Source organism: Pseudarthrobacter sp. GQ63 (genome assembly GCF_059758765.1).
In genome coordinates this window covers 38,534-57,389 of record NZ_JCAXEF010000002.1, presented here as the reverse complement: position 1 = coordinate 57,389, position 18,856 = coordinate 38,534, and the positions used below count along the sequence as shown (strand labels likewise).

Sequence of the window (18,856 nt, the reverse complement as noted above, 5' to 3'; positions counted from 1 at the left end):
ACACGCTTTCCCAGTCGCCGTACATTTTTCGGCCCTGCCCGTCATACGAAAGTAACTGAACCTTTGGCGTCCTCAGGTTAAGGCTGAGAGGCAAGAGATCCAAGGGTGGCCCTGGCCCCGCCCTCGTGGAGCTTGTTCAGCGCTTCGGAGTAGGCACGGATGAACAGCTCGTTGTCTGCCAGGTCTCCGAAGACCTGGCGGTTGGAGAGGAACGCCAAGGGCTCCTGGCGTTGGCGGGCCGCAGCTGCCATCAGGGGCTCTTTGATCCGGTCAACGACGTCAATGGTGTTTCCCTGCTCATCCGTACCCTCTGCGTAACGGGCCCAGCTGGCCACTATCGCGGCAGAGCGGTGTATTTCCCCGCCCCGTTCGAGGTTCGTCCGGATGACAGGCAACAGCCATTTCGGGATGCGGTCGGAACTTTCGGCGCACAGGCGGGCGAGAGTGTCCCGAATGTGCTCATTGGAGAAACGGTCAATAAGGGTTTGCTTGTAGCTGTCGAGGTCTATTCCCGGCACAGGCTCCAGGGTCGGGGTTGCTTCTTTGTTCATGTAGTCCAACAGGAACCGGGCAAACAATGGGTCCTGCGCGGCTTCATGAGCGTAGGTGTAGCCGGCGAGGTGGCCAAAATAGCACATGCCTTGATGGCTGGCGTTGAGCAGGCGGAGTTTCATGAGCTCATATGGTTCTACGTCGGCGACGAGTTGGACTCCGACATCCTCCAATGGGGGGCGCCCAAGGCTGAAATGGTCTTCGAGGACCCATTGCTCGAATGGTTCGCAGACCACCGGCCAGGCGTCCTCGACACCATATTCCCGCACTGCGGTCAGGCGGTCCTCGTCGGTGGTCACGGGAGTGATGCGGTCGACCATGCTGTTGGGGAAGGGGACATTGCCTCGGACCCATTCGCCAAATTTTGGATCCTTGAGGTCAGCGAAGGCCGTAAACATCTCACGGGCAACGTCACCGTTTCCCTGGATGTTGTCGCAGGACATGACGGTGAACGGGGCGAGTCCGCGCTGCCTCCGGCGGGCCAAGGCGGCGGTAATGAGGCCGAAGGTTGTTCGAGGGGCGGTTTCCGGTTGAAGGTCGTGGACGACGTCGGGGTTGTCCGCGTTGAACTTTCCCGTGACGTGGTGGAAGTTGTATCCACCTTCGGTGACGGTGAGTGAGACGATTCGGATGGCAGGCGAAGCCATCTTCTCAATCACTGCTTCAGGATTGTCGGGGGCGAAGAGGTAGCTGGTGATCGAGCCAATGACTCCGGCCTGCCTGGTGCCGTCGGCATGCTTCACAGTAAGGGTGTAAAGGCAGTCCTGGCTGTCCATGACTTTCTTCATGCGGGCATCGCCGGGCAGGACCCCGACGCCGCAGATGGCCCAGTCATGGGCTTTTCCGGCATTCATGAGCCGATCCAGGTACATCGCCTGGTGCGCTCGGTGAAAGCCGCCGACTCCGAAATGGACGATGCCCTCTGTCAGCCTTGACCTGTTGTATGCAGGCTTGCTGACCGGACCGGGAATGCTGGACAGGGTGTAATTGCTCAGGGTTGCCATGGTGTGCCTATCCTTCGAGGGGGGAACGATGGGTTTGCCAGCGGACCCAGATCGGCCAGTCCCGGTGGGTTGGCGCCCGGCCGGGAGCAGGTGATGCCGGCTGCTTTGTTCGCGTAGCGGGCCAGGACATGAAGCTGGTCCTGCGTGATTTCTTGGAGGCGTGCCCGGCCTGCGGCACCGAGTGCGTCTAACTGCCGGAGCCCGGAGATCAGTGCGGACATGAAGGAGTCCCCCGCTCCGACGGTGTCTGCTACCTCGACCCTTTCGCCAGTGATGTCCACCCTTCCGGAGCGGCTGAGGAGGACGGGCCCGTTGACGCCGCGGGTCAATGCCACCAGGGCCGGCCCCAGGGCCAGCCATGCGTTCATTGATTCTTCCAGGGTCCTGTCGGGGTAGAGCCAGAGCAGGTCCTCATCGCTGGCTTTGACGATGTCGCTGGCAGCAACGAAGTCCTCTGCCTGTTTCCGGGCGGCTGCTTTGTCCGGACTGATTGCCGGCCTGCAGTTGGGGTCGAAGCTGATGGTGGCGTGACGGCGGGCTCCTTCGAGCAGGCCCATCACTGATTTGCTGCCCGGGGGCAGAACCGTGGCGATGGATCCGGTGTGGACGTGCCGGGAGCTTTCCGCCGCTGCAAGAGCCGGGATGGAGGCCCCGTTGATGTCCCAACTGATGGCGAAGGTGTAGCGGGCGGCTCCAGTGTCGTCCAGAGTCGCCAGAGCTGTTGAGGTGGGCTGGGATCCGCCGACGATTGGTTCGACACCATTGTTGGCCAGGTGCTTAGCGATCAACTGGCCGTACGCGTCCTCGGCGAAGTGGGTGACGAGTTTGGTGTGAAGGCCCAACCGGGCGCAGCCGACGGCCACGTTCAGGGGGCTCCCGCCCGGGTGCGTCTCGGGTGCTGCATTCCCCTGGCGGGGACCTTCGATAATGTCCACGAGTGCTTCCCCGATGACAGTGACCAGGGCTTTGCTGTCGGAATGATTCGGTTCCGGGCCGATCCCCTGTGATGACATGGCTGCTTCCTTGCAGGTCGGTGCTGGATGTGGCTGCTGATGCTTCCGGGCTACCGGGTTCAGCGGCCCGGGTAGACCACGGCCTTGAGTTGACCGGGCTGTTTGCCTGCCGTGAGCGCCTCTTCGGACTCGGCGAGGGCGAACTTGCCGGTGACCAGGATGTCGAGGTCCACTTTCCCGTCGGCGATCAGCTGGATAGCCAGGGGCCAGGTGTTGGTATAGCGGAACACCCCGGAGAGCCAGATCTCCCGGTTCTGGAGGTAGGAGACGGGGAGTTCGACGTCGTCCGCGCCCAGGCCGACGAGGATGACCCTGCCGGCCGGGGCTACGGCCTTGATTCCGGAACGGACCGCCTGAGGTGCGCCGGACGCGTCAATGAACGCGTCGACGTCGAGCCCTTCCACGCTGTCCGTCCTGGCATTGAGCGCGTGCGTTGCGCCGTGTTCCAGGGCGAACGAGAGCCGGTCTTCGGCGATGTCGCTGATGTAGATCTCGGTGGCGCCGAAGGCGCGCGCGGCCTGGGCGGCGATGATGCCGATGGGCCCGGCTCCGGCGATCAGCACCCGGCTGCCGGGCTTGATCCCTGCCCGTTCACAGGCCCAGAGACCGACGGAGAGCGGTTCGATGAGGGCGGCTGCCTCGTCGCTGACACTGTCCGGGATGTCGTAGGCGAAGTCGGACTGGATGGTCACATACTCGGCGAACGCGCCGTCCACCGGCGGGGTGGCGTAGAACTCGATGTCCGGGCAGAGGTTGTACCGGCCAGCCTTGCATTGCTTGCAGGTCCGGCACGGGCGCTGGGGTTCGACGGCGACGCGCCGGCCGATGCGGGCCTGGTCCACGGCGCTTCCGACGGCGGCGATCCGCCCGGAGAGTTCGTGGCCGAGGATGAGCGGGTGGTCCACCACGTAGGGGCCGATCCGGCCGTGCTCGTAGTAGTGGACGTCGCTGCCGCAGACGCCGACGGCGGCCACCTGCACCAGGACCTGGTCGGCGTCGAGTTCCGGGAGGGGCAGGGTCTCCATGGTCATCTCGCCCTGGCTTTTGAGGATGTTGGCGCGCATGGTGGCGGGCAGTACGGGACCCGTGGCGGGTGACTGGGCGGTTGTTGTTGTCATTGAAGTAATCCTTGAAAGAGTTTGATGAGGTTTTGGTGAGGGCTATTTCACGGCGCCGAGGGAGAGGCCCTGGACGAGTTTGTCCTGGGCGGCGAAGCCTGCGAACAGCACCGGAAGGGAGATCACGACGGCGGCCGCGCAGACCTGGGCGAGGAAGAGGCCCTGGCCGGAAACGAAGCCGGTGAGGAACACGGGCGCCGTGCCTGCCACCACGCCGGTGAGGACCCGGGCCAGGAGCAGTTCGTTCCAGCTGAAGATGAAGCAGATCAGGGCGGTGGCGGCGATGCCGGGCATGGCCACGGGGGCGATGATTTTGCGGAGGATGAGCAGGAGGTTGGCGCCGTCGATCTGTGCTGCCTCCAGCATTTCTTCAGGCACCTCGGCCAGGAAGGACCGCATCATCCAGACGGCGATGGGCAGGTTCATGGAGGTGTACATCAGGATCAGGAACCAGATGTTGTCCAGGGCCCCCACGGTCCGCGCGAAAAGGTAGAGCGGGAGGATGGCCGCGACCACGGGCATCATTTTGGTCGAAAGGAAGAAGAACATGACGTCGGTCCACTTCTTCACCGGCCGGATGGAGAGCGCGTACGCTGCCGGGAAGGCCAGGAGCAGCACGAGGACCGTGGACAGGATCGAGGCGGTGGCGGAGTTGATCAGCGATGGCCACGGGCTGACGCCGGACGTTTCGCCGAAGAATTCCCGGTACGCGTCCAGGGTGAGGTTTGCGGCGATGGACGGCGGGTTTGTTGCGGCGTCGGTCTCGGAGTGGAACGAGGTGAGGATCATCCACAGGACCGGGACTGCGAAGAGAAGCGCCAGCAACCAGGCTGCAATGCCGGCGGCGGTGTTGTTGCGGGTGGGGTCCATGCGTGCCTTGCCGCGGCGTGGAGCGCGGCCGGAGTTCAGTGCGGTGGGCGGTGTGGAACGGGCAGGGCCGAAGTTCTGCGGTGCAGCGGGGGTGAGGGTGCTCATCGTGCTGCCTCCTTCTTGAAGAGTGAAAAGACGGTGCGGAGTGCGAAGGTGGCCACGATGATGGTGCCGATGACCACCACGACGCCGGCGGCGGATGCCAGGCCGTATTCGTTGGCGAAGTAGAACGTCTGGTAGATGGCGTAGGGCAGGTTGGCAGTGCCCAGTCCGCCGGCGGTGAGGGTGAAGACCGCGTCGAAGTTCTGCACGATGTAGATTGCGCCCAAGAGTCCGCCGAGCTCCAGGTACTGGCGCAGGTGCGGCAGGGTCAGGTGCCGGAAGATCCCCCAGGGTGTGGCGCCGTCCATCTGGGCAGCTTCCACGGTGTCCATGGGACGGGACTGCAGGCCGGCCAGCAGGATGAGCATCATGAAGGGCGTCCACTGCCACACCAGGGAGAGGATCACAGCCATCATGGGTGCCTGCGAGAGCAGGTCCAGTTGCGGCGCCGCAGCGCTGCCGAACAGCGACCAAATCCAGGTCAAGATTCCGTTGATCAGCCCGTAGGTGGGATTGAGCAGGGCGTGCTTCCAGATCAGGGCCGCTGCCACCGGCACCACCAGGAACGGGGCGATCAGCAGGGTCCGGGCCAGGCCGCGGCCAATGAACTTCTTGTCCAGCAGCAGGGCCAGTCCCAGGCCGATCAGCAGGCTGATCAGCACTACGGAGACGGTGAGGAGGATGGTGGTGAAGATTGCCTGGCGCAGATCAGGGTCGGTCAGGACCGTGGCGTAGTTCTCCAGCCCTGCAAAGGCGGTCTTGTCCGGGCTGAGGCTGTTCCAGTTCATGAACGAGATGATCAGGGTGGCCACGAATGGAAGCTGGGTGACCAGGATCAGGAAGATCAGGGCCGGCAGCAGCGGTGCACGCCGTGCCCAGGCCAGGGCGCGTTCCCGTTGCCGGGCATTTTGTGAAGGTGTGGCTGCATTGCGTCCCGGACGGGAGATGCGCGCCGTTGCGGTAGTCATGATGTTCTCCTGCGGTTCGGTTAAGGCTGTTTGTACTTGTCGCCGACCTTTTGGGCGGCTTCCTGGCCCTTGGCCAGCGCGTCTGCCACGCTGCCCTGGCCGGCGATGGCGGAACTGACGCCTTGGGACACGTTTGTGCCGAGGGCTGCGAATTCGGGGATGCCCACGAACTGGATCCCGACGGCGGGACGTTCCTGCGCACCGGGGTTCTTCGGGTCTGCGTTTTCGATGGCGAAGCGTTCTGCCTCGAAGAACGGGGCGGCCTTCTGGAACTCCGCGTTTTCGTAGGTGGAGATGCGCTTGCCGGACGGGACCTTCGCCCAGCCGAGCTCGGAGGCGACGAGTTCCTCGTAGTCCTTGGAGCTGGCCCAGGCAATGAACCGCTCGGCAGCGTCCTGCTTCTTGGACGCGGCCTGCATAGCCCAGGACCAGGTCCACAACCAGCCGGAAGAGGCGGTTTCCTTGACCGGCGCCTGCGCGTAGCCGATCTTGCCCTTGACCGGGGAGTCGTCAGCTTCCAGGGCGCCTGCGGCGGACGTCGCGTCGTACCACATGGCCACATTGCCCTGGCTCATGTTGTTCAGGCACTCGGTGAACCCTGCCTGTGCGGCGCCTGCTTGACCGTGCTCGCGGACCAGCTTGGTGTAGAACTCCACAGCTTCGGTGAACTCCGGGGAGTTGACCTGGGCATTCCAGTCTTTGTCGAACCAGGTCCCGCCGAAGGTGTTCACCACGGTGGTCAGGGGTGCGAAAACCTGGCCCCAGCCCGGCTGCCCTCGGAGGCAGATGCCCTTCATGCCCGGTTCCGCGCCGTCCACCTTTGCCGCTATGTCAGCCACCTCATCCCAGGTGGGCTTGGCCGGCATGGTCAGGCCCTCGGCCTCCAGGATGTCCTTGCGGTACATCAGGAAGGAGGACTCCCCGTAGAACGGTTCGCCGTACAGTTTGCCGTCCTCACCGGTGAGGGACGCTGTGTAGGCGGGCAGGATGTCGTCCTGGTCGAATGCCGGGTCCTCCGCCACGTCGTCCAGCGGCGCCAGCCAGCCGTTGGCGGAGTAGAACGGAATCTCATAGTTGGACAGGGAGGCGACGTCGTACTGACCGGCCTGGCTGGAGAACTCCTGGCTGATCTTGGCCCGGACGTCGTTCTCCGGCAGGATCGTGTAATTGACCCTGATCCCTGTTTCCTTGGTGAAGTTATCTGCCGTGAGTCGTTGCAGGTCCTCCATCTGGGGGTTGTTGACCATCAGGACACTGATGCTGTTCGGGTCTCCGGCGGAATTGCCGCCGCCGGCACCTGCACAGGCCGAGGCACTCAGCGCAACACACAAAGCGCCGGCGGCCAGGGTCGCAGCACGCATTTTTGGGCGCATTAAGGACTCCTTTGTTCTTCAGGGGTGCACAGTCACCGCACCTCGACTGCCGTGTCGGGGTACAGGACCGGGGCGAGGACTTTGACCGGAGTTTCCGTTGTGCCTCGCTGATGTTCTTCCAGATTAGGTGGGAGGTGCAGGTCACAACTAGCGCCCTGGTTGCCGATTTCTGATACTTATTTTCCCGCCGCCACCCCGGGGAAGGCGCTACTCTGGGACCAGGACCACCAACGCCTGTCCGGAGTTCATAACCGCCCATCGCCAACGGAGCACCACGATGACCGCCGTGAATACTGCTGACGGAGCCACGGCAAGGCTCGCCGAACGCTTGCTGGGGATGCGGGCAAACCGCGAGGTCATCCCGCCTGACCCCAACCATTCGGTCCGGTGGCACCAGCACAGCTATCCCAGCCCGCTGGCACGGTGGAACTACCATCCCGAGTACGAGATCCACTTAATCCGCAAGGGCACGGGAAAGTTCATTGTTGGAGACCATATCGGCACGTTCGAGGCTGGCCACGTTGCCTTGGTGGGGTCCGGCCTGCCGCACGACTGGGTCAGTGACCTTGAGCCCGGTGAGGTACTTGAGAACCGGGATGCCGTGATCCAGTTCGACGGCAGATGGGTTGAGCAGGCGGCGGCCCTGGTTCCCGAACTGGCCGAGGTGAGGCCGCTGCTGGAGCAGTCCCAGCGGGGGATTGAGTTCCTGGGCGTTTCAGCTGAGGAGGCGGCCGCGGCCATCGAGGCGATGGGCACTTCTACCGGACTGGAGCGGCTCCAGCATCTGTTCTCCCTCTTCGGAATCCTGACCCGGGCCCCCCAGGAGGAGCGGCGCTACCTTGCCGAGGAATGGTTCAGGCCGCAGCTCGACGGACAGGCCGCCGCCGTCGTCGACCTTGTCCTGGAGTATGTGTTCAGCAACCACGCCGGCAGCGTCAAGATGTCCGAGGCAGCGGCACTGGTGGGCATGCCCGAACCCACTTTTTCCAAGTACTTCAAGCGCGCCACCGGCCAGAATTTCAGCGATCTCGTAAGGAAGCTCCGCCTGGCCCACGCCCGGAGCCTGCTGGAACGCAGCGATAAACCAATTTCCGAAATCTGCTACGAAGTCGGCTTTACCAACCTCTCCAACTTCAACCGACATTTCATGAACGACGCCGGGGAAACACCGCGGACCTACCGCCGGCGCGTCCAGAAATCCTAGTCAGCGCAGGCGTCCGTGCTCGTGGCGGCATTCGCGTCCCGTTAGCTGAGCGTAGCCCCTGTGCGCTGTGCGCAGGCCTCCAGCAGAAGGTCCGCCATTTCGCGAACAAAGCCGACCTGGTCTGGGGCGCAGCGCTGACAGTCGTGACCCTGCCTGAAAGATCATCCAGGACATACCCATTGATCATGAGGACCGAGCCGATGCCGCGAAAGAAGTTAGCTCAGGCCGGGCGCCAGCCGTCGTTCACCTCACCTTCGATCGGGTGGGTGATAGCCGCGGTCAGCCCGATGATCCGTTGGGCAGGTATCCACAGGCCGATCTCTGTCCCCTGCGAGCTCGTCGACCGCACGGCCATGATCTCTGCGCCCCGCGGTGGCACCGGGGACCGCCGTGTCGGGATGTCCGGGAGCTCCCAGGAGCGGCGCAAGGGACGGCGCCTGATGGGGCCCGGCGGAAAGGTGCCGGGCAGTGTAGCGACGACCGTGAGGACATGGGGCGGTTCGGTCTCTGGATCGGCGCTGGTCAGCAGGCTGGCCACGTAGCCGCGCCCGGCGATCCGGAGCACGTCGATGATCTTCAGGGTCAGCTCGGGCCGCGGCTCGACCCAGCCTGGCACGAGCAGGGTCTGCTCCGCGACCCGTCCAAGTGGGTCTGCCACCCGCACGGTCGCCTTAACCGGCACGGACGGGTCGTCGCGGCGTCCCCAGACCAGCAGCGGCGTGCGCCCGGCCGTACGCGGCAGCCGCTGCACGACCGGACCTGCGGTGGTGTCGGGCGGGGTGGACTCATCCGCCACCCGTGCGGTCGCCTCGAGCGGCTGGACCGGACCGGTGACCGCGCCCAGCGTCACCTGGACCGTATGCGACCCCGCGGGTACCACCCGGTCCGCGGCGGTGGTCGCCGTCCGGACCAGAAGCCCCGTGTTGTCTGCCCCGACCACCTCCGCGACGAGTTCGTCGAGCTGCGGCGCCGCCGGCGGCAGGACGACGGCGGTGACCACGTCCGAGGCCGGTGACACCACGCCGCGCTCGGCGGAGACGGGTACTGTGCGCTCCGGCACGGCGACGGCCCGCAGGTGCCACGGCTCCCACGAGGGCGGCAGGGCGCCCGACCAGTCCGCGGTCCAGACCCGCTGGCGGGTGATCGGGTCCAGCCGCGGATCCGCCGTCACCGGATCGAACGCGGCGCCCGCCGGAACCTGGGCCAGGGGCGGTCCCATCGTCAGGTGGTCGCGGGCCGCGAGCTCGGACCGCGTCGCGAACACCTCGAAGGCGGTGACTGGGATCGGCGAGGCCGCCTCGATGGCCACGGTGAGGCTGCCGTCGGTCTGGACGGCGGGCCGGACGAGCGGCGTGGCGGGCCGCCGCAGCCGCGGCGCGGCCACCGCCTGCAGGTGGGCGTGCGCGGGCAGGCCGCCGCCCCCGGCCGGCCAGGGCGATTCGACCCCTGTGGTCGTGACGGCCGTGACGAGGAAAACGTGGATGTCCTCGCTCCCCCGGGCCAGGGTCAGATCGGCGGCGGCCGGGACGGCCGGCACCTCAGCGGCCCGGCGGAAGCCGAGGGGGCGCTGGGCGGCGGGCGCGGCGTCGTACAGGTCCCACAACTGCTGGAGCCGGACGCCGAGCGGAAGCGTCCGGTCCGGCGGGCTGCCGGGCGCGAGCCGCTGGCGCAGCGTGGTCTCCGAGGCCTCCCAGACGACGACCCGGTCCACGTGCGGGCCGGCCAGGCCCGACCAGCCCACCTTCACGTGGGACACGCCCTGCGCGTCCGGAGTGCTGCCCAGCGGCACCCCCGGCGGCAGCGGCGGCGGCGTCGGCACGGCGGGGACCGGGCTGCCCGCGACCGCCGTGGCAGGCTGTGCGGGCACGGGCACCCAGACGCTGGGGGCGGCGATGCCGGGCGCGGTCTGCCGGGCCCAGACCTGGACTCCCCAACGCGAGACCGCCCCGAAGTCCAAGCCGGGCCCAAGCAATGTGAGCCGGTAGGAGCGCGCCTCGCCGCCCTGCTCCGGGGCGCCCCAGCCCGGCGCTACCGAGCCGTCCTCGCGCAGCGGCACCAGGGTCCCCGCAGACGCCGTGGCCTCGTCGCCGGTGAACGTGAGGGTACTGGCCTGCCCGAGGTTGGGCGCCGGCGGGGGCAGCGTCGGCGGCGTCCCAAACGGCGGCGGCGTCGAGCCGGTGGGCATCGGATAGAACACCGCGCGCAACTCTATCGCCGCGGGTGTGCGCTGCGTCCACTCTGTGGCCAGGTCGACGGTCAGCACCGACGGACAAACCGGGGAGCCCGCATACGTGGCCAGGAGCGTGAGATGCGTGAGCCGCGGCGGCGCCACACCCGGCGAGGAGGTGGTCAGCTCCACGTCCTCCCAGCGCGACCAGACGCCGAAGATGTCGCACTGCGCCACCGCGTACCCCCGGTCGACCGACCCGTCGACGGGCAGCTCCTGGTCGCCCTGAACGACCTTTGGCCTGTCCGCGCCGGCCAGGGTGGTGTCGTCGGCGTCGGGGCGGGGGATGGCCCGCGGCTGTGACCCGCCGAGCAGCCGCTCCGGCATCAGGTCCTCGGCAGATCCCGCGCCGTGACGCCAGCCGGCGAAGGCATGCGCGACCGGCCCGGTCATCGTCGCCAGGCGCGGGCCCGGCCGCCAGCTGACCTCAATCGCCTCGCTGAACGGCCCGTCGGGGAGCGCCGGCGGCAGCAACGCCGCCCGGGCGGCCCGCAGGTCCACGACCGGCGGCACCACCGCGTGCCGCTGCACCGGAGGGATGTACGCGGCCGCCTCGACTCCGTCGCCGAGGACCGAGCGCCGGTAGTGCCCGGTGACGAGGTACTCGAGCTCGCCCTGCCGGCCGGGCATAAGCTGGGCCAGGTCGGCGGCCCGGTAGGCGGTGCCGAAGCCCGTCGCGAGGTTCCCCGCAGGGTCGGTGCCCGCGGCCAGCAGCAGGAGGGCTAGCGGCTTGAGCCGGGCGGTCGCGGGCTGGTCGGCGGCGGTGCCGTCAGCGCGGGAGGGAGGGTCGACGGCGCGCCGGTCCTCGAGCGCGTGCTGGTCCGTCTCGGCGGTCCCGGACGCGTAGAGCGGGCGCAGCTCGGGCAGGAGGAACGTGCGGGTCTCCTCCACCAGCCCGTCGGCGTCCGAGGGCTTCCACGGCGGGGCGGCCCTGCCGGTCTCAGTCACGGGGTACCAGCCGAGCGGTACCCCGGCCCGGTCGATGCGCTGGGCGGCGGCCTTCGGCGGTGCGGCCGGCGCCACGACGAGGCCCTGCTCGTCGGGAACGTACTCGCCGAGCTCGTGGCCGTCGACCGGCAGGCCGACGCGCTCGAGCGGCTGCCAGTCGTCGGCGTCGACCACCTCCTGCACGGTCTGGATCCGCACCGCGAGCGCGTGCGCGTTGACCAGGACGGCGTGGGTGGCCGCACCCGCGCTGGCGGTAAGCGTCACGGTGGGGCTGCCGGCAGGTGCCACGGTGGCGGTGCCGACGGCGCCGGCGGGGTCCAGCCCGGTCCGCAGCAGGAACAGCGCGACCGGCCGGGCCGGGTCCTGCACCTGGGACCGGACCTGCACGTGCGCGGCCTCCTCACCGCCCCACCAGACCAGCTCCCCCTCGTCGACGGGGACGCCGATTAGCTCGGCGTTCCGCAGCCGGCGGTCCCGCACCGGCCGGCCCCACACCATGAACGCATCGCGCGGCACGCCCAGGTCTGCGGAGCACCCCCAGGCCAGCCGGGTGTCCGGGCCGCGCTCCTTGAGCCGTTCGAGCAGCGCGTCGTCGATCCCCTCGCCGTGCCCGGCCCGCAGCATGCGGCGGGCGATGTCCAGCCAGTCGAGCCGTGCGCCCACGGCCCGGAACTTCCTCACGTCGTGCATGCGCATCAGAACTCCACCTCCCACGGTGCCCCTGTCAGAGTTACGTCGACGATCGTGACGGCCCGGCCCGGGTCGGACGCGAGCGGGTCGGGGGCCTGCACCAGTTCGAGGGTCAGGCGCCGGCCGCGCTGCCCCGCGGCCAGCAGCACCATCGCCCGGGTGCCGCCCGGCCCGCGGACCACCCGCCCGACGCTTGCGGCGGCCGCAGGGTCCGGGGGCGTCGAGGCGGGCCGCACGTCCAGCCAGGTCGCCGGCCGGGCGGCCCACCACGCGTGCGAGGGGTCGACGCCGTCGGGCGGCGCGCTCAGCTGGACCGGCATGACGCGCTCCCGCACGAGCTGTTCGGAGCACTCGACGACGACGGCGAGCGGCTGCGGCACGGCGTCGGCCGACCACCAGACCTGCACCGCCGGCGCGGACGGGGTCCGCGGGACGGGCAGCCCCGCCAGTTGCACGGCGTCGTCCCACTCCCGCCCGCTCGGCCTGTCCGGCAGGCCGGCCAGCGGGGCGGCGTCGCGGACCACGCGGTGATCGATCGGCGCCGGCGCGATCCACGAGGCCAGATGGTCGGAGTCGTTGAAGCGGGAGGTCGTGAAGTTCGCCCGGTGCACACGCTTCCGTGGCCCGGCGCCGCCAGCCGGCACCGCGTGGATGTCGAGCAGGTAGTCGGTCAGCGGCTCGAGCTCGTACGCCAGCACGATCTCCTCCACCTCGCGGGTGACGTGCCCGGCCCCGATGCACTCGAGGGCGTCCACGAGTTCCCCGACGGCCCGGTCCCATGGCGTGAGCACGACGGCGTTGGCCTTGGGCTGCAGCACCGAACCGGCAGCGAGCACCGCTTCGACCGGCAGCACGAGCGCCTGGCCGGGGGCTCCTCCGCCGGGCGGGGCTGGGTGGTGGCCGGAGGCGGCGAGCACGGTCACCTCGAGCCGGTGGTGGTAGGCCTCGAACAGCCGGAGCACGTTCTGGGTGGCGAGCGTGACCCGCAGCGGCTCCCGGCAGAACACGCCGGCATCGCCCATCCCCGGGTTGGTGTCGAGCAGCCACGGCCCCAGGTCGGTGGGGACCTCGGATGCCGGGGCGGTCGCGAACCGGAAGGTTTGCGTGTGCTCGTCGGCGAAGGACGGCGTCCGCGTCGGCACCTCGTCCCCGGTCTCGACGTCGTACGTCCAGCTCACGGTGACGTCGTAGGTCCGCCCCGGCTCGAGCAGGGCGTGGTCGGAGGGGTCCTGCGTCAGGCCGGTCTCGAGCGCATCCCGGTCGCGGGAGACGATCGTTTCGTCGTACTCGTACCGGCGCACCTCGGCCCGGGTGAGGCCGGCGGCCGCCACCACCCAGTAGCGCTGGGCGCGGATCCGCTGGCCGTGCTCCTCTCCCCAGCCGACGACGACGGCGGCCGCACCCTCCGGCAGCTCCTCCCAGCGGAGAAGGGCAGGCATCGGCCGGTCCCGGTCGGACTGGGCGACCTTCGCCGCCATGCGCCCGGCCAGCTCGACCGGTTCGGCCCAGGGCCCGTCGGGGGCGACCCAGCGGTCCGGCAGGGGGTTGGCGGGGCCAACCATCGCCGGCCAGTCCACCTCGCGGCGGTCGAGGGTCTCACCCGTCCCCGAGCGGACCTCGATGAGCAGGGTCCGGTGCTTCTCGCGCGGCACGAGCAGCAGCAGGTCGAACGCGGCGAGGTCCTCCCCGAGCGAGAGCGCGACCGCGTCTGCGAGCGGGTCGGGTTTCCACCCGGCCTCCTGCCGGGCCCGTTCGACCAGCTCCCGGTCGGCCCTGCTGCCGAAAGTCGCCTCGCCGTCGGTGCGCAAGGGCGAGGCGAGGATGCGTCCCTCGCAGCCCTTGAGCCGGCCGGCCTCGGGGTCGGGGCTGCGCTCGAGCCAATGCCCGGCCACGTCGTTGACGGTGGCGCCGGCGGCGACCAACTCGGCCAGCTCGGCGTAGGTGGCGGCCCCGGCACCCGCCCAGGTGGTCGGGTCAAGGGGGCCGTTGTCCTGGACCCAGCGGCTGAACGGGTCCTCGGGCGGGGTACGGTCGGTGGGGCAGGCGACGGCGTCGCCGGCCACCTCGGCCGTGGATCCGCTCGCGAGCAGGTCCGCCGCGGCGTCGCCCGTGCGCCACGGTTCGGTGACCCGGAGCCGGCGGCCGGCCGGGGAGGTCCGCAGGAGCCCGTCGGGGTCCGGCCAGAGCACCGGGCCGAGCCGCCAGCCGGTGGCGCTGGGCCCGAGCGGTTCGCCCAGGAAGGTCCACAGCTGCGGCTGCGGCGGCGCGGCCGGGCGGCAGACGGTACCCCAGCGGTGCTCGACCTGCTCGCGCAGTACCTCGCCGTACGTGACGGTGCTCGTGAACGGCGTCGGCAGCCAGTGCAGCAGGGCCAGCGCCGGCGGCTCGGCGGTGGACGAGCCGGGCGCCGATGCGCTCCACCAGACCGACGGCGTCGTGCCCGCGGTGAGGGTGCCGCTGAGGGTGACGCCCGTGACCTTGTAGGCCCACCAGCGCTCCCCGATCCGGCGCCAGGCGCCGACGCCCGCCGCTCCGGTCGAGCCGAGCGGAGCATTGCCCAGCACGCTCAGCCCCTCGGCGTCGGGCGCCACCTGGAACCTGAGCACGGGGACGGCGTCGAGCGGCACGGTCGGCACCTCGCCGTGGACGACTGGGTCCTCCCCCTCGGGCTTTTCCACCTCCGCAGCGTGGCCGACGGTCGAGTCGGCGGGCCGGCCGGCGGTGCCCTCGAGCAGCGCCGGCGTCCGCCCGGCCAGGGACAGGCCGGCGACGAGGTCGCGCACGGGCGGGTCAGGGTCCGGCTCGTGGCCGATGGTGAGCTCGACGCAGCCCTTGACGCTGAAGAAGAAGAAGTCGACCCGGCCGCAGACCTCGCCGTGGACGTACGGGTCGTCACGGGGCACGCCGTCCTCGATCCGGGTGCCCACCATGAGCGTGAGCTCGGCGCTCACGCCGATCGAGACGATGAACAGCCGCAGCTCTCCCCGGACGTAGACCTTGCCGGCCAGGAAGAACGGGTCGAAGCCGAGCACCGCGTCGAACCCCGCCGCCGCCTCGACGTACAGCCGCGCCGCCTTGGAGCCCATCAGCACGGCCTGGATGTGGAAGCCGGTGGCTACGGACAGGCCGGTCGTGGCGGGCAAGGGCGGGATGGCGATGCCGTCGCCGTGCACCATGAGGTAGCCGGTGCCCGTGAACACGTCGAGGACCTTCACGGTCACCCGGTCGTCGTAGGAGCCGAGGTCGACCAGCCACTTCTCCGGGTTCCGCGCGTCGAAGAAGGCGGTGACGGGGACGTGGATGCGCAGGATCCGTTCGACGGCGTAGTCCGCGACGACGCCGACTGTGATGGTGCCGGCACCGAAGTCGATGTCCAGCACTGCCAGGAAGGTGGCCTCCTGGGTGGAGCCCAGGGCCGGCGGGAGGCTCAGGACGTCCGCCTTCATCACGAGCAGGAGCCGGGGCCCGGGGACCTCGATCAGGAGGATGCCCTTGAGGTGCAGGATGAACCCGCCCTCGGTGGTCCCGAGCAGCAATCCGGCCGCGACGGCGAAGGAGCCGGCTCTGTGGGTCCAGCCGTCCGGATGCATCACGCTCTTGCGCGGCGGGGCGAGCTGCGCCATGAGCCAGTCGAGCGCTGGGACCCGCGCCGCGGTGTTCTCCAGCCGGCCGTAGTTGACGCCGACCCCGCCGAGCAGCCCGTACAGGGCCAGGCCCGAGTTGCCCAGCGGGAGGGGCGCGGGGAACTCGACCTCAACGCCGATCAGGAGGCCGGTGACGCCGGCCTTGGTCTCGATCGCGAGGGTTGCGGCGGCGCGGATGCCCAGCGGCACGATGGTCAGGTCGAACGCCGCCTTGAACCCGGCGCCGGTAAGCTCGATCGAGCCCGCGCCGTGGACCGTGCCGGGGATGTCAAGCGTAGCGCCGAGCTTGGTCAGCTGTGGGAGCTCGACGGCGTCGAGCCTCGCCCGGACCCGGATGGTATCGACAGTCACGGGGCCCAGCGGGACGTCGATGCCTGCCTCGACCTCGAGGTAGGTCGGGTTGTCGCGGCTGACGCGCACGCCGAACACGCGCAGGATCTCGTCCAGCGGAGGCGTGGCGACCAGGGAGCCGGGCTGGATGTCGAGCTCGTAGCCCCGGGAGGGGTCGAACACCGGGATCGGCACGTACTCGGCCTCGGTGCCGGTGCCCCACTCCGCCCGGACGCCGACCGCCTTGTAGCGGGTCCGGATCGGCCGGTCCTCCGGCACGCGGATCACGGCCAGGTCGAACCAGAACTGCACCTCCACGTCCAGCAGGACGCTGACCTGCGTGCCGCGGTCGGTGGTGGTCGAGCCGTCCGGCGCAATGATTCCGTCGCTCACCATGAACTCGGCGCCGCGCAGGGTCAGGACGCGGGTCCGCACGAGGCTGCTGGCGCCGAGGGCGACCGAACCGAGCTGGACGAGGGTCCCGGCCGCCGGGGAGAGTTCGGCTGCGCCGGCGGCGAGGGGACCCATCACGGAGAGCGCTCCAAGCACATTGAGGCTGCCGGCATCGATGCCGGCGTCCGTGTGGCGGCCCTCCCAGAGCCCGTCGAGGTCGGCCTCGAGGGCGCGGAACTCCCCGAACACCCGCCAGGATTCCCGGTCGGTGGCCAGCCGGAGCCGGACCCGGAACGCGCACAGGCCGTCGCCCGGGTTGGGACCGCGCCCGCCCAGCGGCGGCTGGCCGCCCTCGTCGAGCGAGGCCTCGATGGCCGTCTGGACGTCGAACTCGCCCCAGATGTCGAGCCGGACGAAGGTCGTCCGGATCAGCTCGACCTCCACGCCGAGGCGGCGGAAGCAGTCCGGCCGGCCGGACGCCGGGGGCTGGGGGTCACGCTGCCCGGGCGGTTGGCTGGCCGGAGCGCGGGACAGCTCGGCGCGGACGGCCACCGGAGCGGGGGCCGCGGCGGCCCGGGCCCGGGCGAGCCACCACTCCCCCGACGTCTCGGCCGGCGCCGGCGTGGGCGGGTCAAGTGGGGTGTGGTCGCGGGCGTCGGCGTGGCCGTGCGGGGTGCCGGCGGTTGCGGCGTAGCCCAGATCGCGCAGGATTTCGACCGCCGCGTCGAGGCGGCGCTGGCTGAGTTCCAGGTTGTTGGTCCGCTTCGTGGGGGTGTCGTTGCCCTCGTAAGAGGCGTAGCCGTCCACGACGAGCGGGGTGGCGCCGATGTCGGCCTGCCGTGAGCGCGCCAGGTCGGTGAAGGTTTGCCCAGCGGGGGCGGCGGTCCGCCCGGACGCGGGAGCCGAGCCGGTGTTGGCCGGGTTGCGCCACCAGGAGTCGGTGGTCTCGCTCGGGAAGGGGTGGTTGAACCGGAAGTAGCAGTCCAGCGTGGTCGGGCGCGCGTCCGCGGGCTGAGTCGGGGTGCCGGAGACCGCCGCGGTGCTGCCGGCGGCCACTGCCACGGTGGCCCGGGTCCCGGTAGAGGTGCCGCCGGGCCACGCCCAGTCGGCAGGCACCTCGGGGTCGAGCCGCACGGTCACGTCAGTGGCGGTCTGGAAGACGATGACCATCCGCCCGCGCTCGGGCGTCAGCAGCCGCAGCGCTGCCGGGTTCGCCAGCGCCGGAGCGGCCCCCTCACCGGAGGCAGGCCGCAGCGCCCGGAAGGAGACCGGGCCGTGGGAGTGCCCGCCGGCGTCGGTGACCGTGACCCGCAGCTCGACAGTGCCGGCCGCGGGCACTGTCACGGGCAGCCGGTCCCCCGCGACCGTCGGCCCGCCGACGACCTCGATCCTGATGGTGTGCGGCGCCAGCCCGCCCGAGGCGTCGACGATGAACACGCTCTGGTCCGTTGCCTCGACCGCCCCGTTGGCGACCGCCGCGATGTGCCGCCCGGCCGGGCTGATGAACCGGGCCAGCACTGTCGGGGAGCCGCCGCGGTTGACGACCTCGGCACTAAAGGCGCCCGTCACGCCGTCGTGCACTCCGATCCCGATCCACAGGTCCCGGACGCCCGCCGACACGGCCAGGCCCTCGAGCCCGTCCGGGGCCACGAACAGCCGGACCTCCGGCAGGTGCAGTCCCTGCCACTCGCCGGGGACGGCTCGCGCCCCGGGTGGCAGGCCGGGCGGGTCCGCCAGGGCTGAGAGGTCGAGCTCGGCGGTGCGGAACGCGAAGCCGACCGTGTTGCCCGGGCCGATGAGCGCGTGGCCCGGGGTCATGCGGATGAAGGAGTAGATGTCGTCGACGGGGCTGCCCGAGGTCGACGCCGAGCGCAGCCGGGTGCCGACCGTGGCCCCGGCCAGCTGCATGGTCCGGATGACGATGCGCAGCAGGATGAAACGGACCTGCGGGTTGGCCGGGTCGAAGACCAGCTGGCCGCGGGTGTCCAGCATCGCGCCCCGCAGATAGGGCACGAGCAGCCGGATCCCGGGCACGTCGAGGTCCAGGTGCCAGCCGCCGTCCTCCGTGCCGCCCGTGCCGGTCAGGTGGCGGCCGTACGCGATGGTGACCTGGGTTCCGGTGAGCTCGATGGGCGTGGATGACCCTGCCCCGCCCCAGCGCCCGGTCGCGGGGTCGACGCTGACCCCAGCGAGCTGCGGCACGTCCGCCGCGACGGATCGGACGCTCCAGGTGCCATCCACATCGGTGATCTCGCGCGGCGTCAGGCCGGCGGTGTCAATCGCCCTGAGGGCATTCTCCAGCGGATCCAGTGCTCCAGTGTTGCGGAGGTCGGACGGGAGATCGTCCCAGAGGCTCATGACAGAACCGTTCGACGGGAACGGTCCTCAGTGGCCGACGGTCCGCCGTCGTCCTCTGCGCC

The 18,856-nt window shown here is 69.7% G+C and carries 9 protein-coding genes; 1 reads left to right on the top strand and 8 read right to left on the bottom strand.

The window, feature by feature from the left end; translation table 11 throughout:
• Positions 1 to 77 precede the first annotated feature (77 nt).
• Genes AC6CHP_RS04735 through AC6CHP_RS04710 form a run of 6 tightly spaced genes read right to left on the bottom strand, consistent with a single transcriptional unit; the run spans position 78 to position 7,000 of the window.
• Positions 78 to 1,556 carry a mannitol dehydrogenase family protein gene (locus AC6CHP_RS04735; protein WP_498228337.1) on the bottom strand — a complete coding sequence of 493 codons (1,479 nt, stop codon included), beginning with the start codon at positions 1,554 to 1,556 and terminating at the stop codon, positions 78 to 80.
• Entirely contained in the window at positions 1,544 to 2,569 is a 1,026-nt protein-coding gene (locus AC6CHP_RS04730; protein WP_498228336.1) for a carbohydrate kinase family protein, read from the bottom strand. Before AC6CHP_RS04730 ends, AC6CHP_RS04735 begins: the two co-directional genes overlap by 13 nt.
• Before the next feature lie 59 nt (positions 2,570 to 2,628).
• Positions 2,629 to 3,687: an NAD(P)-dependent alcohol dehydrogenase gene (locus tag AC6CHP_RS04725; protein ID WP_498228335.1), complete on the bottom strand. Its 1,059-nt coding sequence runs from the start codon at positions 3,685 to 3,687 to the stop codon at positions 2,629 to 2,631.
• Positions 3,688 to 3,729: 42 nt separating this feature from the next.
• The gene (locus tag AC6CHP_RS04720) at positions 3,730 to 4,662 is read right to left on the bottom strand and encodes a carbohydrate ABC transporter permease (RefSeq protein WP_498228334.1); all 933 of its coding nucleotides are present in this window, start codon (positions 4,660 to 4,662) and stop codon (positions 3,730 to 3,732) included.
• Entirely contained in the window at positions 4,659 to 5,627 is a 969-nt protein-coding gene (locus AC6CHP_RS04715) for a carbohydrate ABC transporter permease (protein ID WP_377191877.1), read from the bottom strand. Before AC6CHP_RS04715 ends, AC6CHP_RS04720 begins: the two co-directional genes overlap by 4 nt.
• 20 nt (positions 5,628 to 5,647) lie before the next feature.
• Complete coding sequence (locus AC6CHP_RS04710) at positions 5,648 to 7,000, bottom strand: ABC transporter substrate-binding protein (RefSeq protein ID WP_377191875.1); 1,353 nt, start codon at positions 6,998 to 7,000, stop codon at positions 5,648 to 5,650.
• A 277-nt stretch (positions 7,001 to 7,277) separates the two neighbouring features.
• Between AC6CHP_RS04710 and AC6CHP_RS04705 the strand changes: the two genes are divergently transcribed.
• Positions 7,278 to 8,204: an AraC family transcriptional regulator gene (locus AC6CHP_RS04705; RefSeq protein WP_188729936.1), complete on the top strand. Its 927-nt coding sequence runs from the start codon at positions 7,278 to 7,280 to the stop codon at positions 8,202 to 8,204.
• Between the two features lie 220 nt (positions 8,205 to 8,424).
• On the opposite strand, the gene AC6CHP_RS04700 is transcribed toward AC6CHP_RS04705, so the two are convergent.
• Positions 8,425 to 12,075, bottom strand: coding sequence for a hypothetical protein (locus AC6CHP_RS04700; RefSeq protein ID WP_498228333.1), 3,651 nt, complete (start codon positions 12,073 to 12,075; stop codon positions 8,425 to 8,427).
• On the bottom strand, positions 12,075 to 18,794 hold the full coding sequence (locus AC6CHP_RS04695) for a DUF6603 domain-containing protein (protein ID WP_498228332.1): 6,720 nt from the start codon (positions 18,792 to 18,794) through the stop codon (positions 12,075 to 12,077). The genes AC6CHP_RS04700 and AC6CHP_RS04695 overlap by 1 nt, the downstream gene beginning before the upstream one ends.
• Positions 18,795 to 18,856: the final 62 nt, after the last annotated feature.